At 69.8% G+C, this 14051-nt stretch carries 11 protein-coding genes; 4 read left to right on the top strand and 7 right to left on the bottom strand.

The genetic code is table 11. The annotated features are described in order from the left end of the window. Nucleotides 1-168: 168 nt before the first annotated feature. Nucleotides 169-1674: a C40 family peptidase gene (locus AC1DR1_RS08270; protein ID WP_229994743.1), complete on the top strand. Its 1506-nt coding sequence runs from the start codon at nt 169-171 to the stop codon at nt 1672-1674. A 43-nt stretch (nt 1675-1717) separates the two neighbouring features. Here AC1DR1_RS08270 and AC1DR1_RS08265 read toward each other — a convergent pair whose 3' ends face one another. From AC1DR1_RS08265 to AC1DR1_RS08240, 6 genes are all read right to left on the bottom strand, one after another. Next, nucleotides 1718-2467 (bottom strand): ABC transporter permease, encoded by a 750-nt coding sequence (locus AC1DR1_RS08265; RefSeq protein WP_229994758.1) that lies wholly within the window; start codon nt 2465-2467, stop codon nt 1718-1720. A 187-nt stretch (nt 2468-2654) separates the two neighbouring features. Continuing rightward, complete coding sequence (locus AC1DR1_RS08260; protein WP_229994742.1) at nt 2655-3704, bottom strand: ABC transporter ATP-binding protein; 1050 nt, start codon at nt 3702-3704, stop codon at nt 2655-2657. Nucleotides 3705-3744: 40 nt separating this feature from the next. After that, nucleotides 3745-4824 (bottom strand): LolA family protein, encoded by a 1080-nt coding sequence (locus AC1DR1_RS08255; RefSeq protein WP_229994741.1) that lies wholly within the window; start codon nt 4822-4824, stop codon nt 3745-3747. A 109-nt stretch (nt 4825-4933) separates the two neighbouring features. Next, a complete protein-coding gene (locus tag AC1DR1_RS08250; RefSeq protein ID WP_229994740.1) occupies nt 4934-5716 on the bottom strand; it encodes a hypothetical protein in 783 nt (260 codons plus the stop codon). 80 nt (nt 5717-5796) lie between these two features. Then, on the bottom strand, nt 5797-8505 hold the full coding sequence (locus AC1DR1_RS08245) for a PEP/pyruvate-binding domain-containing protein (protein WP_229994739.1): 2709 nt from the start codon (nt 8503-8505) through the stop codon (nt 5797-5799). Nucleotides 8506-8548: 43 nt separating this feature from the next. Continuing rightward, on the bottom strand, nt 8549-9586 hold the full coding sequence (locus tag AC1DR1_RS08240) for a universal stress protein (RefSeq protein ID WP_229994738.1): 1038 nt from the start codon (nt 9584-9586) through the stop codon (nt 8549-8551). Nucleotides 9587-10058: 472 nt separating this feature from the next. Between AC1DR1_RS08240 and AC1DR1_RS08235 the strand changes: the two genes are divergently transcribed. Continuing rightward, complete coding sequence (locus AC1DR1_RS08235; protein ID WP_364747078.1) at nt 10059-10688, top strand: NAD(P)/FAD-dependent oxidoreductase; 630 nt, start codon at nt 10059-10061, stop codon at nt 10686-10688. A gap of 59 nt (nt 10689-10747) precedes the next feature. Here AC1DR1_RS08235 and AC1DR1_RS08230 read toward each other — a convergent pair whose 3' ends face one another. Then, nucleotides 10748-11341, bottom strand: coding sequence for a copper resistance CopC family protein (locus AC1DR1_RS08230; protein ID WP_229994737.1), 594 nt, complete (start codon nt 11339-11341; stop codon nt 10748-10750). A 121-nt stretch (nt 11342-11462) separates the two neighbouring features. Between AC1DR1_RS08230 and AC1DR1_RS08225 the strand changes: the two genes are divergently transcribed. Beyond that, nucleotides 11463-12905, top strand: a complete 1443-nt coding sequence (locus AC1DR1_RS08225; protein ID WP_476992430.1) for an NCS2 family permease — start codon at nt 11463-11465, stop codon at nt 12903-12905. A gap of 170 nt (nt 12906-13075) precedes the next feature. Then, nucleotides 13076-14035 carry a formimidoylglutamase gene (hutG, locus tag AC1DR1_RS08220; protein ID WP_476992429.1) on the top strand — a complete coding sequence of 320 codons (960 nt, stop codon included), beginning with the start codon at nt 13076-13078 and terminating at the stop codon, nt 14033-14035. Nucleotides 14036-14051 lie beyond the last annotated feature (16 nt).

Raw genomic sequence — 14051 nt, 5'->3', positions numbered from 1 at the left:
TGTCGCGGCCTTCAAAAAGGCCAGTGTTGTTTATGTTATTCATGTGACTTGTGTTGCCAAAGTGACCATTGACCCGTAGCCTCATGCCTGCTGGGTGATCCGCAGAGGGGCTTTCATGTGTCAAATTCCGACCTCGCTCATTCCAGCCTGAGACCTCGAGGGTTGCCCATGAGCTGGACCGGATCCGGTCACAAGACTGCTGTGCTCTGCGCCGTCGTCGTCCTTCTTGGAACGCTCGCGCTCCCGGCACAGGCCGCACCGCTGACTTCCGCGCCGGTCTCCAAGCCGCTGGCGGCCGCCGTCCGGGTTCCGGCGTCGCCGGAGATCCCCTCACCTGAAGAGATCTCAGCCGCCAAGTCCAGTGAAAGCGCGACGGCGGCGGAGGTCACCAGGATCGATGGGCTTCTGGCCGACGCGTCAGCCGGCCAGGAAGCCAGCCTGGCCGCGTCCCTGCAAGCAAACAACGCGTACGGCGAGGCCCTCGTGGAGCTGGCCACGCGCCGTGACGCGGCGGCTGTAGCGGCCGCCAGGGCTGCCGCCGCCGAAGCGGAACAGGCCAAGTCCCGTAAGCAGATCGGCCAACTGGCCGGGGATCTGTACCGTAACGGCGGCCTGAATCCTGCCCTCAGCAGCTTTGTCAGCGGCACCGGACAGGCCCTCGAGGATGCAGCCACGCTGGAGGCTGTAACCGCCGGACGCGCGCGGGCGTTCGAGTCCGCGGAAACCGCTGCTGCTGCCGCGCAGTCACTGACCGAAGCCGCAGCGGACGCCAACCGTGCCGCCGACGAGGCCGCCGCGGCCGCGGAAGACCGCAAGGTCGACGCCGATCGCGCCACCGCGGCCCAGCGCCAGGTGGTGGCCGACGCCAAGGAGCAGCGCAGCGCGCTCGTGGACCAGCTGGCAAGCCTGAGAAACACTACGGCGGCGCTGGAATCGGCCCGGGTGGACGCCCTCGACCGCCAGCGCCAGCAGGACCGGCTCGCAGCACTGACCGCGGCGGCCGGTCCCGCGCCGCAGCCTGGCACCGGTTCACAGCCGGGCACGGGTTCGCAGCCTGCCCCGGCATCACCGGGACGGGACGACTCGGCCGCGCAGCAGCCGGCAGCTCCGGCTCCGGCCGAAGGGCCGGCGGCTCCCGTTCCGGCACCGGCTCCAGCACCTGCTCCTGCTCCAGCACCTGCTCCAGCACCTGCACCTGCGCCCGCCCCCGATCCGGCGCCTGCCCCTGATCCCGCGCCGATTCACGTTCCGGTTCCCGCACCTGTTCCGGTGCCGGCGCCCGTTCCTGCGCCGATTTCCGGCGGGTCAAACCAGACCGCCATTTCAGTTGCGCTCGGCAAGACCGGATCGCCGTTCTTCTACCAGTACGGCGGAACCGGGACCTATGGGTTTGACTGCTCGGGCCTGGTGCAGAGCGCGTTCGCCGCGGCCGGCAAGTACCTGCCCCGCACTGCCTCCCAGCAGTTCGCCCAGGCCCCCGTCCATGTCCCGCTCTCCCAGGCGCGCCCCGGCGATTTGCTTGTCTGGGGTTCGTCCCCGGGCTTCTACCACGTGGCCATTTACATAGGCGGTGGCCGCGTGGTCCAGGCACTCAACCCGGACGCCGGCATCACTGTGACCGATGTTGCCGCCATGTCCGGGATGCAGCTGTACGGCTACGCGGCCCGATACTGAGGCCCGGTTCCTGGGTCCGGTTACGCAGCGGCACGTCGGTCGACTACGAGAGCACGTCCTTGGTGATGAACCTGCCGTAGGCCAGCGCGCCGAAGACGGCGATGTAGCCGCCCTGCAGAAGGGCGTTGACGGCAAAGGAGTCCCAGGACACCGGCTGGCGGAGCAGGTCGCCAAAGTCCAGCCAGTAGTGGCTGAACAGCCAGGGATGCAGCCACTCAAGCTGCGGCAGCGCGTCCAGGACCTGGGCGACGACCGAGAGCACCACGGTGGCCGCCATGGCCCCCACCGGCACGTCCGTCAGGGTCGAGATGAACAGGCCGATCGCCGACAGCCCCAGCAGTGAAACGGCCAGGTAGGCTGCGATCAGCAGGAGCCGGACCACTGCCTCGCCGGGACCGATCGTGTCGCCGGACAGCAGCGTCACCGGTCCCACTGGGAAGAGCGCCGCGCCGATTCCGGCCCCGGTCAGGGCCACCACGAGCGGGGCAACGACCACGAACAGAGCCGTCCCGGCATATTTGACGATCAAGAGACGGACCCGCCCGGCCGGGGCCACGAGCAGGTAGCGCAGGGTTCCCTGCCCGGCCTCGCCGGCGATCGTGTCGCCGGCGACGACGCCGACGGTAAGCGGCAGGAACAGGGGAACGGACACCACCAGGGCCGTGACGCCCACGAACAGGCCGTTCTGGGCGATCCGGTCCAGGAAGGCGGGCCCGCGGCCCGGCGGTACAGCCGAGGAGACCCGCACCGCCACGGCGATCAGGATCGGGATGGCCGCCAGCGCGCACAACATGGCCCACGTCCTGCGGCGGCGGAACAGCACGCCGAGCTCGGACGCCAGCAGTCCGCCGGTCAGGGATCCGCGCCGGACCGGCGGACGGCCTGCCCCGGCGTCGCCGCCCGCGCCGCCGGCCGCTCCACTGCGGCCGCCGGCCGGGGCGACTGACGGACCGGCTGATGGATCGCCCAAAGATGAGCTGTTACTGGACAACGTCGAACCCCTCCCCCGTCAATGCCACAAAGCGGTCCTCAAGGCTGGCCTGTTCGGTCGCGAAGCCGCGGACCCGGACCCCCGCCGCCACGAGGGCAGCCACTACAGCTTCCGGTTCCACGGCCAGAGCCGAACTTGCATCTTCCCGGGCCGCCGCGCCTGGCGGAGCCGCAGGCAGCGAAGCGAACAGGGCTGCGTCCGTCCCGGAGCCAGCGGCACCCGAACCAGCGCCTCCGGAAGTGCGGCCGTCGGTACTCAGGGCGGCCGTAAGGCCCAGGCCGGTCAGCACCTGCGCCGCCGCGCCCGGATCCGGGGTCAGCACGCGGATCCTTGCCTGGCCCGCCCCGCGCAGTTCCGCCAGGGTTCCCTGCGCCACAAGCCGGCCCGCGCTCATGATGGCAGCATGCGTGCAAATCTGCTCGACCTCGGCCAGCAGGTGGCTGGAGACGAACACCGTAGCGCCGTCCGCCGCGAGGGAGCGCACCAGGCTCCGCACTTCACGGGTGCCCTGCGGATCCAGTCCATTGGTGGGCTCGTCCAGCACCAGGAGCTCGCGCGGAGCCAACAGGGCGTTGGCGATCCCCAGCCGCTGCTTCATACCGAGCGAATAGGCCCGGACCAGCTTGTCCGCGGCGTGCGTCAAACCCACCCGTTCCAGGGCTGACTGGACACGGGCGCGCCGCGTCGCCGCCGAACCGTAGGGGTCCGCGGCGTCCATGCGGCGCAGATTGGCAGCGCCGGAGAGGAACGGGTAGAACGCCGGCCCCTCGACCAGCGCCCCGACCCGGGGAAGCACGTCAGCAAGTTTCCGGGGCATGTCCTCGCCCAGGACGCGCATGGTGCCGCCGGTGGCCGTGGCCAGGCCGAGCAGGAGCCTGATGGTGGTGGTCTTCCCCGAGCCGTTCGGGCCCAGGAATCCGAAGACTGCGCCTTTCGGCACGGCCAGATCGACGCCGTTGACGGCCAACTGCTGGCCGAACCGTTTGGTCAGCCCCCTGGTCTCGATGCTCAGCTCGGCCCCCGGCCCGCCGGTGCTCACGCGGCCGTCACCGGACGGCCGCCGGATACCGCGCCCGTAATCACTTCTGCAAGACAGCGGCCTGGAGCCGCTCCAGGGGCACGGAGCCGACGAAGACCTGTCCGTCGTCGAGCACCAGCACGTTCACCAATGCAGTGGACAAGAGCCTGCCGCCCTGGACCGGAACAGTGGCCTGTTCAAGGAGTGCCGCCGCGTCCGGCGTCGAACCGGCGGTTCCCGCCGGGAACTCAGCGACCGATTCCCAGCCGGAGCCGGTAACAACCGGCTTGTGGGTGCTGTCCTTGGCTGCCGGCGGCGTAGCGTTCGCGGACTCCTTGCCCTCCTGATGCTCCGGGACCTGGATCTCCTTGACGGTGGCGCCCGGCGGCGGGCTGAACGTGAAGACCGACGCGTCGGGGGCACCGAGGGTCAGACTCGTGTAGGCGACGCGGAAGGCGGGTTCTGACTGCCCCCGGGCCTTGACCTCGACGCCCAGCGGCAGACCCGTCTGGCCGTCAACGGCAACCGCGATGGATGAGACCAAGGTGGCGTCAGACCTTGGCGTGAGCACCAGGTTGTAGGCCTCCCGTCCGGCTACCTGGACGTCGGCGCCGACGGACACGTCCGTGCTCGGGTCGACCTTGGCCAGGAACATCGCGGCGAGCTGGTCGGGCGTGGCCGTGACGTCTTTACCGGATCCGTAGTGGTCGGCGGTGCCGGCCGGGAGCTGGAGGTGGGAGGCCGTGTTGTCCTTGGAGTTGTAGAACCAAACCTCGTTGCCGTGGCGGACGGCGTTGCGCTCGGCCAGCCGGTCCAGCACCTGGATGCGGGCGTTGTCCGGGCCGTCGCGATAAACCCGCGCGGTGTGCGGACCTGTCAGCAGTTCGAGCCAGGCCGTGCCTGACGAGTCCGAGCCGGCTCCGGTCTTGGGGAGCTCGGGAAGACCAAGCTCGGAGGACTGTTCCAGGGTTCCGGAGAGGGCAGGCTCGCGGTGCTGGGCGATCAACTGCAGCACCTGCTCCGGCGTCCTGGGCGGCAGGGGATCCCCCGCCCTCGCGGGCAGGGATCCGGCCAGCGCGCCGGCGGCAATGACGGCAGGAACGGCGACGGCGGGCAGCCAGCGCAGCCACTTGCGGGTCATCGTGACCGCGCCCCGGCAAGAGATGATCCAAATATCCGCGTCTGAGGAATGCGCGCTTCAGTGCAGCTCATAGGTCAACAGTACGCCTGGCCCCGGCGGCCTGGTTGCCTCACTTCAGCACATTGATGGTCAGTTCCACGGAGCCAAGCAGGAGTGCGAGCACGGAGGTGCCAAGGCCCGCCACGAGCAGCAGCCCGGGGTGGGCGAGGCCCACCACCACGCGCTTCAGCCGCGGCCTGTCCCGCAGGAACTTCTTGGGCACAGTGCCAGGCTCCGGTGTTTGCTTCCAACCCCGGAGCCGGCGCAGGAACCAGGCGCAGCGGATGATGAAGGCCAGCCACAGCACGGAGACCACCAACGGGATCCCGGCCAGCAGGAGGTTGAAGCCCACCGCGGTGACCTCGCGTTCGGACTCGCCAACGAGCGTCTGAACGGTTGTTGAAATCGATGCGCTCATGACCACGGACACCCCCCACACGAGGAAGGCGGCGATCAGGGCAAGGAAGCGGACAAAGAAGTGGTCCAGCACCGAGTCCCGGCGCGGCTTCAGGTAGCGGCGCGGGGTGGCGTGCAGCAGGGCAAGGCTCGCCAGGAGCGTCGGCAGCGCGGCCATGCCGACCAGCACATACCAGGACCAGCCGGCCAGATCCAGGAATTCATCGGCCACGATCAGCACTGCCCAGAACCCGGCCCACGCCCAGCCGGCCGTGAGCGGACGCTCCACGAGCCACGCCGGCAGCCACGCGTCCGGGTCCGCGGACCCGGGGGCGCCGGACCCGGGGGTTTCGGAGCGGGGGTTATCGGGCGACCGGGTATCAGGTACCGGGGTGCCCGCGGCGGGTATTCCGGTGGTCCCGGGGTCCTCGCCCTCGGAACCGCGCACTTCGCTCATGGCCCCACTGTAGCGAGCCGGGGGCCCGCGCAGACGTGCGGGCCCCGCCGCCGTTGCGGCCCGGCGCTATTAGGCCGGCGCTACTTGGAGGGCGTCACGGTGCCGGCGGCGCCGTCGACCGTAAGGTTGTCGCCCGTGGCGATCCTCGCCGTCGCGTCGGGGACCCCCACCACCGCGGGGATCCCGTATTCCCGTGCCACGACGGCGCCGTGGGAGTTGGGCCCGCCCATTTCCATCACGAGGCCGCCGGCCGTCAGGAACAACGGCGTCCAGCCGGGATCCGTGGACGGCGCCACGAGGATCTCGCCGGGTTCCAGGTGCGCGCCCTGGGGGTCCAGGATCACGCGAGCCCGGGCCATGACGGTGCCGGCCGAGGCCGGCGTCCCGGAGAGCTGTCCGGCCCTGCCGTCAGCGCCGACCTGAACAGCGTTGGCCTGCACTGCCTCGGGCTCGGTGCCGTCCGAGAGCAGCACGCGGGGAATGCGCCGGCGGCCCAGTTCAGCCGCGTACGCCGCCCGGCGCTGCGCCACGACACCCTGCAGCGCCGCGCCGCCCAGCCCCCGGTGCGCCTCGGCCAGGTCAACGAAGAAGATATCGTCCGCCGCATCGATGGTCCCGGCCGCGGCGAGTTCGGCCCCCACAGCCGCAAGCTGCTGGCGGACGGCGCCGAGCGCTTCCACGAGATGGTACTTGGGCAGTTCACGCAGGCCCGCGAACATTCGGGTCCGCCGCAGCGCTGCCCGCACCAGTGCACCCCGCAGGCGGCTGCGCTGCCGCGCTGCAGCCACAAGCCGGCCGACCTGCGCCTCAGCCTCACGCGCCGCCTTGCCGAACTGCCGGTCCGGGGCGAGCGCGGGATCATCCACACGCAGATAGTTGGCCAGGACCCCGATGATGTGGGTCGGGTCGTCAGACCAGCGGGGCATTCCGACGTCGATCTCCGCCACGGCGCGGTGGCCGTACCGGCTCAAGAAGTCCGACAGCCCGGACTGCAGGACGCCGGGAAGATCCGCGGCCCGGTAACGCCGGGCTAACTCGGGCAACGGTTCTCCGAACACCGCAGCCGACGCCGGGTCGTTGCGGATGGCTGTAGCCAGCGACCAGAGGTCCAGATCCATTTCTGTTGTCACGTTGTTGGGCAGGCCCCGCAGGACTTCCTGCAGCGCCCCGTTCCCGGGGCTCCCCGCGAGTTTTCCGGCCGCGGCGAGCAAGGCGAACCCCAAAGCGGGCAGCGGCAGGATGGCCGGAACCACGGGAAAGACGTGCCGGCCAAGGATCCGCTCGACGTGGTCCAGGCGCTGTGTGGCGGTGGCGCCGGCGGGCACCGTGAGTGCGGCCCTGAGCTGTTCGCCCACCCGGTCGGACCGGCGCAGCGCCTCCTCGGGCCGGATAAGGCCGCGGATCAGGGTTTCCGGGACTCTCGCCCGCGCCGCCACCGGAATGATGTGGCGCAGGAGCGGCCAGGGCGATCTTATGGTGACGGAGAATCTGGGATCGGCGAAAAGGTTGCGCAGCACGGCCGCCGATCGCGCCTCCATGATGTCGAATACCCGGGGGACGATGGCGCGCCCGGGTTTGCTCCGGAGAACGGGCGTGAGATCGAAGAAAATGCGCTGCCCGGCCTCCGCGTACGGTGCGGGCCCGTCACGGGGCACCGGCACGGGAAAATGCGCTGCCCCCGCGACTGAGGACGCAATCAGCCGGATGCCGGCGAGGCCCATCGGCGTCAGGGGCCGGGTCAGCCCCTGGGCCAGGCTGAAGCAGAGATAGACGCGCGGCGCCGGTCCGGACGGCGTTCTGTCCGGCATCGGGTACAGCGTGGTGATGGGCCTGGACTGCGTCAGCCACACGGTGCCGTCCTGGCCGATGGCCCATTCAAGGTCCTGCGGCGAGCCGAAGTGCACCTCCGCGCGGCGGCCCAGGAGTTCCAGCGCGGCAAGTTGGGCATCGTCCAGGCTGGGCGCCGCCCCTGCGCCAGGTTGGGGCACACGCTCTGTGCCGCCGCCGGGCAGGGGACGGATGAGCATGCCCTTGTCCCCAATGCGCCGCTCGAGGATCCGTCCCGTGGCGCCGTCGATCACGAAGTGGTCCGGGTTGACGGCCCCCGACACCACGGCCTCGCCCAGCCCGGGACTGGCGTCGATGACGGCCTCGTGCCGCCGGCCGGTCACGGGGTTGGCGGTGAACAGCACTCCGGCCACGGCTGCGTCCACCATGCGCTGGACGACCACTGCGAGGGACACGGCGGAGGGCTCGATCCCCTGCACCGCCCGGTACGTCACCGCGCGGTCTGTCCACAGGGAGGCCCAGCACCGGCGGACGGCAGCCAGCAGGGCGTCCGCGCCGACCACGTTCAGGAATGTGTCCTGCTGGCCGGCGAAACTGGCGAACGGCAGGTCTTCGGCGGTCGCGGAGGACCGCACCGCGACCGCGGTGTCCGCGCCCAGCGCCGCATAGGCGGCGCGCACGGCGGCGTCGATGCCGGCGGGGACGTCGGCGTCGAGCACCAGCGCGCGGGCCTTCGCGGCAAGCGCAGCCAGCCCTGCCAGGTCATCGGGGGTGGTCGCGGCGAGGGCCCGGTGCACGTCCGCCAGCGCCGGAGATGCCGTGGCGTCCAGGTAGGCCCGGGTGGTCAGGCAGAAGCCGGGGGGAACCGGAAGGCCGGCCCGTGCCAGCTCGCCCAGGTTGGCCGCCTTGCCGCCGACCTTGGCCAGCATGTCCTGGCCAAGGCGTTCCAAGGCCAGGACCGGCCCGTCCTGGGCAGGGTCCGGCTCCCCGGGGTGCTCCATCCGCAAACCGTCCTTCCGACGCCGGACCTGTGGCCTCGTGACTTTAGGAGTCGCCGAGCATCGGGCCGAAGCTGGCCCTGTCCGCCAGCCGCGGGTCGTCACGGTCCGGCACCACCATGATCGGCCCTTTGGCGTGGTGGAGGACGCCGTCGGATGTGGAGCCCAGCAGCATTCCGGCGAAGCCGCCGCGCCCGCGGGTGCCGACCACCACAAGTTCCACGTGCCGGCTGGCGTCGACGAGGATGTCGACGGGAGAGCCGTCCACCAGCTGTGTCTCCACCTGGAGGGCGGGGAAGTGGCTCCGCAGCCAGGCAACGCCGGCGTCGAGCTGGACCTTGATGTCGGCGAACAGGGCGTCCCGGTCCATCGGGGTGGGCACCCAGGCCAGCGAGCCGGTGTACTGCGGCACGGCGCACACCACGCGCAGCCGGGCGGAGAGCCGTTCGGCCTGGGCTGCAGCCTCCAGTACCGCGATTCGGGCCTGCTCCGAGCCGTCGACTCCGACCACCACAACGTTCTCGACCGGCTGGTGGCCCAGCTTCGCCCGTTCGGCCAGGACATGCTTGTCGTCAGTGGTTTCGCCCAGCCGGTCCGCGCAGATCAGCGGCACAGTCACCGTGGGGCACTTCGCGTGGGCGGGCAGAGCGCTGCTGACGGAGCCGAGCAGCCGGCCCACAAAGCCGCCGCGGCCGCGGGTTCCGAAGACCAGAAGCTCCGCGGTTTCGCTGATTTCCAGCAGCACGCCGGACGCGTCCCCGTTCTCGACGGACGCGTCGACGTCGATGTTGTAAACCGCGACCTTGTCGAGGGCGTGCTTGAGAATGGCTTCGGCGCCCTCACGGATCACTGAGTCGTCCACCGTGGCGTAGCCGCCGTCGAGCCCGGAAGCGGCGAAGATCGGCACCGAATAGGCGGTCACGATGTGCAGCGGGCGGCGGCGGCGCTCAGCCTCGCGGGCTGCCCACACCAGGGCGCAGTGGCTGTGGTCCGAGCCATCCACACCAACAACGATTCCCCGGGGAGGCGCCGGTTCGCCGCCGGCCTCCCACGCCGGGTCCGGGTGCACCTGTTCACGGCCCATGGGGTCCGCCTCCTCGCGATTCTTGCCTGATGTTGCGGCTATTCTGCCAGAAGTACCGCCGCCCGGCGTCCACCGGCGAGGCGACCCGGAATCTGCGTGCAGGAACCCCTGATTTTCCTCACTATTCTCGGTTAATTGCGAACATTCAAGACGGCGGCAGGGCGTCCCTGGCGGCCCGCGTCCGAAGGATTTACGCAGAGTTAACACGCCGTTTCGTTGCGCGGGTTCCCGGGCTTTCGGGACGGTTTCCACAGGTTCCCGGGCACGGAAACCCCCGAAATCCGGGACCACAGCCAATGTCCTACCTCCCCTATCCACGGGCGGGAATCTTCGGTATCCTTCGAGGCATTGCTGAACCGAGACTGGTATTTCAGAACGCAGCCGCTGGGGCTGCGCAACCAGGCCTAGGTTGGCGTCCGGGGTCTTCCCCGCGACTGGCACCATTTCAAGGAGGAACCCTGCAGTGTCGAGCATGCCTTTGTACGGCGGGATCGAGCGGACCACCGCCGTAGTGATCGGGACGGGGCTTTCCGGCCTGGCTGTGGCCAGCGAGCTCCAACGCCGCGGTGTTGCGTCCATCATTGTGGACGGGCTCGACCTCCTGGGTGCCGGCCATCCGGCCAACACGTCCTCGCTCCAGCGCTGCGACGCGGCGGACGCCGCCAGCCTGAGGGAGCGCAACGAAATCCTGCGGCACCTGCGCAATTACGCCGCAAGCCACAAACTCGACGTGCGGAACAACATCCGGGCCCTGCAGCTGGACCTCCTTGAGGCCGGCACGGACGGGGCACCCACCGAGAAGTGGGCCGTCCAGACCCCGGGCGGCGTCCTGCTGGCCGACCATCTTGTCCTGACCCGCTGCGCCCACAGCCAGCTGCGCCGCATGCTCTCGGAGCTTGGCATGGCAGCCGGGCAGAACCTCATGGCGGCGATGCATGCCCTCGGGATGTACCTCGTGGGGGTAGGCGAGCTCATTACGCCGACGCCCAAGGAAGTCCTTCGCCAGGCCAAAGTCGTGGGACAGACGATTTCCGCCAAGGTCTACCCCAATGGCGTCCCCACGCTGCTGCCAGGCGGCTTTGCCCTGGCCGCCCCCGCCTGATACCCGGGATCCCCGGGGTCACGCGGTTCCCGGGCGTTGCTGTGGTTTCCGGTGTTGGGTCAGCTGTCGGCGTCGCTGCCTTCGTCCGGGGTGAGGCGGCGTTTGGCCATCAGGCCCAGGGCCACCAGGATGCCGACCCCCACGGCGACGAAGATCATGACGCTCCAGGGAAACTGCTCCGACCCGGCCGGCGCAGGGGCGGGCGCCTGCGTGGTGCCCGGCTGGGCGGTGCCCATCGTGGGGACCGCAGCAGCCGACGTCGGGCCCGCTGCAGCCGCCGTCGCGGTGAAGGTGAAGCTGCCCTCGATCGGGTGGCCGTCGGAACTGGCCACCCGCCAGTGCACGGTGTACTGCCCGGCAGGAGCGCCGGACTTCAGCTTCTGCGCAGCGACGCTGTCCACGATTTCCACGGGGCCGTCCGCCCAGTTGGCGCCCGTGGCGTCGTTGACCAGGATCTGCGACCCCAGGGCGAGCGGATTGTGGTTGAAAGTGACCGAGACCTGCTCCGGCGGTGCCGCGACGGTTGCTCCGGCAGCCGGGCTGGTGGACTCCGCGGTGTCGTGCGCCGACGCAGGGCTCATGGCTCCCAGCAGGACGGCCACGAGGACGACGGCACCCAGCAGGGCACTGCGAAGCTGGCGGATACGGGGCATGGGCAGGCTACTCCTAGTGTTGGCTTCCTTACAGACTAGGCGAAAACGCAGGGTTGGCCGTCGGGCTCCAAATAGGATTTAAGCAACACCCATCACTCCCGGAGGACTAATGCAAGACCTAATGCTCAAGCAGGGCTCCGCACTCGACCGGTATTTCAAGATATCCGAGCGGGGGTCGAACTTCTCGCGCGAGATCCGCGGAGGGTTCGCCACGTTCTTCGCCATGAGCTACATCGTGGTGCTGAATCCGCTGATCCTCTCCGGGCCCGACTCCACGGGCGCGACCCTCGGTTTCCCCGCCGTCGCCGCCGTCACCGCCTTCGTGGCCGGCATCCTCACCATCCTCATGGGCGCGTGGGCCAAGCATCCCTTCGCCCTGGCCACCGGGCTCGGCGTCAACGCGTTCGTCGCCGTCACCGTGGCCACGAACCCCGGACTGTCCTGGCCGGACATGATGGGCCTGGTGATGCTCTCCGGCATCACCATGCTGATCCTGGTCCTCACCGGCTTCCGGACGGCTGTGTTCAAGGCCGTTCCCGAGGGGCTGAAGACCGCGATCGTGGTGGGCATCGGCCTGTTCATCGCCCTGATCGGGCTCGTCAACGCCGGCTTCGTGCGCCGCATCCCGGATGTCGCCGGAACCACCGTTCCGGTCGGCCTGGGCTTCGACGGCAAGCTCCTGGGCTGGCCCACCTTCGTGTTCGTGTTCGGGCTGATCCTGACCATCGCGCTCGTGGTCCGCAAGGTCAAGGGCGCCATCCTGATCGGCATCGTGGCCTCGACCATCCTGTCCGTGATCCTGGAATCCATCCTGCACATCGGGCCCAGCTTTGACGGCACGAACCACAACCCGCAGGGCTGGTCCCTCGTGGCCCCGAAGTTCTCCGAATGGGCGGCCCCGGACCTGTCCCTGCTCGGCAGTGCCGACCCGTTTGGCGCCTTTGAGCACCTCGGCTTCGTCGCGGCGACCCTTCTGACGTTCGTGATCCTGCTCAGCATCTTCTTCGACGCCATGGGCACCATGGTGGGCCTGGCCACCGAGGCCGGCACCATCGACAAGGACGGCAACATCCCCAACGTCGACCGCGTGCTGCAGGTGGACGCCCTGGGCGCGATCATCGGCGGCGGCGCCTCGGTCTCCTCGAACCAGATCTACGTCGAATCCGGTGCCGGCATCGGCGAAGGCGCACGCACCGGCCTGGCATCCGTCGTCACCGGCCTGCTGTTCCTCGTGGCCATGTTCTTCACCCCGCTGATCAACCTCGTGCCGTTCGAGGCCGTGGCCCCCGCCCTCGTGATCGTCGGCTTCATGATGGTCTCGCAGGTGGGCAAGATCGACTGGCAGGACTGGGGCATCGCGATCCCGGCCTTCCTGACGTTCACCCTCATGCCGTTCACCTACTCGATCGCCAACGGCCTGGGCGCGGGCTTCATCAGCTTCGTGCTGATCCGCCTGTTCCAGGGCCGGGCCCGCGAGGTGCACCCGCTCATGTGGGCCGTGGCTGCCGCGTTCCTGCTGTTCTTCGCGATCGGCCCGATCGAGGCCGCCCTCGGGTTGCACTAGGGCCTGCTCCCCCGTTCCCGCCCGCCGAGACCGCACTTCGTGGCAGTATTTTTCGAAAACATTGCCACGGACTGCGGTCTCGGCGGTGTTTAAACGGGGATTCCGGGATTCCGGACAGTCCGACGGCGGCGCTGCTGGTTTTGCGGCCCGGCATGCGGTGAGCTAGGGGCATGGTTTCTCCCGCGCTCCCCGTTGATGTCCCGCCGCAGCCCTGGACCGGCCGGTTCGACGGCGACGGCGACGAGCACCGGCGCTGGTGGCAGGCCGTGACCCCCTCCACTGCAAGCACGGTTCCGGTGGCTTCCCCCGGTCCGCGCCCCGCCGTCATCCTCGGCTTCGGCAGCGACGCCGGGGTGCGGCGCAACAAGGGCAGGACCGGCGCCGCGGCCGCCCCCGCCGCCATCAGGGCCGCGCTCGGCCCGCTCGCGTTCCACCTGTCGCGGGTCGTCCACGACGCCGGTGACGTCACCGTGGCCGGGGACGCGCTGGAGGCAGGGCAGGCACGTGCCGGGCTCGCCATCACCAGGCTGCTCGACGCCGGCCGGCTTCCCGTGGTGTTGGGCGGCGGACACGAGACTGCCTTTGCCAGCTACCTCGGCGTGGCCGGGTCCGCGGCCGTGCGCGAGGGCCTGAGCGTCGGCGTGTTGAACCTGGACGCGCACTTCGACCTCCGCGACGAGTCCGTGCCGAGCTCCGGCACGCCGTTCCTGCAGATGGCCCGCGCGGAAGCCGCCGCCGGCCGCGAACTGCGCTACGCCGTCGTCGGGATTTCCGAGCCGAACAACACCCGGGCGCTGTTCCGGACGGCAGAGGAGCTCGGCGTGGACTACCTGCTGGATGAGGACTGCTCGGCGGAGGCCGCGGCCACGTTTGTGGCGGCGTTCCTGGCGCAGGTGGACGCGTTGTACCTGACGATCGACCTGGACGTGCTGCCGGCCTCGGTGGCCCCGGGGGTGAGCGCTCCGGCCGCTTATGGTGTGCCGCTGCCGGTGATCAGCGCCGTGTGCCGGCAGGTGGCCGCGAGCGGGAAGCTCCTGCATCTGGATATCGCCGAGCTGAACCCGGAGTTTGATATCGACGGCCGCACCGCCAAGGTGGCCGCGCGGCTGGTCAATACGCTGCTCGGGTAGGGGCGCGCAAGGGTTC

The organism is Arthrobacter sp. P4_F10, from assembly GCF_056401435.1.
The sequence above is the reverse complement of the archived record's forward strand: the minus strand, read 5'-3'. Positions and strand labels throughout refer to the sequence as shown.

What these genes read in the sequence shown, in the direction of transcription:
- AC1DR1_RS08270 (WP_229994743.1), top strand. Translation starts at nt 169, where the DNA reads ATGAGCTGGACCGGATCCGGTCACAAGACTGCTGTGCTCTGCGCCGTC.
- AC1DR1_RS08265 (WP_229994758.1), bottom strand. Translation starts at nt 2,467, where the DNA reads ATGTTGTGCGCGCTGGCGGCCATCCCGATCCTGATCGCCGTGGCGGTG.
- AC1DR1_RS08255 (WP_229994741.1), bottom strand. Translation starts at nt 4,824, where the DNA reads ATGACCCGCAAGTGGCTGCGCTGGCTGCCCGCCGTCGCCGTTCCTGCC.
- AC1DR1_RS08250 (WP_229994740.1), bottom strand. Translation starts at nt 5,716, where the DNA reads ATGAGCGAAGTGCGCGGTTCCGAGGGCGAGGACCCCGGGACCACCGGA.
- AC1DR1_RS08245 (WP_229994739.1), bottom strand. Translation starts at nt 8,505, where the DNA reads ATGGAGCACCCCGGGGAGCCGGACCCTGCCCAGGACGGGCCGGTCCTG.
- AC1DR1_RS08240 (WP_229994738.1), bottom strand. Translation starts at nt 9,586, where the DNA reads ATGGGCCGTGAACAGGTGCACCCGGACCCGGCGTGGGAGGCCGGCGGC.
- AC1DR1_RS08235 (WP_364747078.1), top strand. Translation starts at nt 10,059, where the DNA reads ATGCCTTTGTACGGCGGGATCGAGCGGACCACCGCCGTAGTGATCGGG.
- AC1DR1_RS08230 (WP_229994737.1), bottom strand. Translation starts at nt 11,341, where the DNA reads ATGCCCCGTATCCGCCAGCTTCGCAGTGCCCTGCTGGGTGCCGTCGTC.
- AC1DR1_RS08225 (WP_476992430.1), top strand. Translation starts at nt 11,463, where the DNA reads ATGCTCAAGCAGGGCTCCGCACTCGACCGGTATTTCAAGATATCCGAG.
- hutG (WP_476992429.1), top strand. Translation starts at nt 13,076, where the DNA reads ATGGTTTCTCCCGCGCTCCCCGTTGATGTCCCGCCGCAGCCCTGGACC.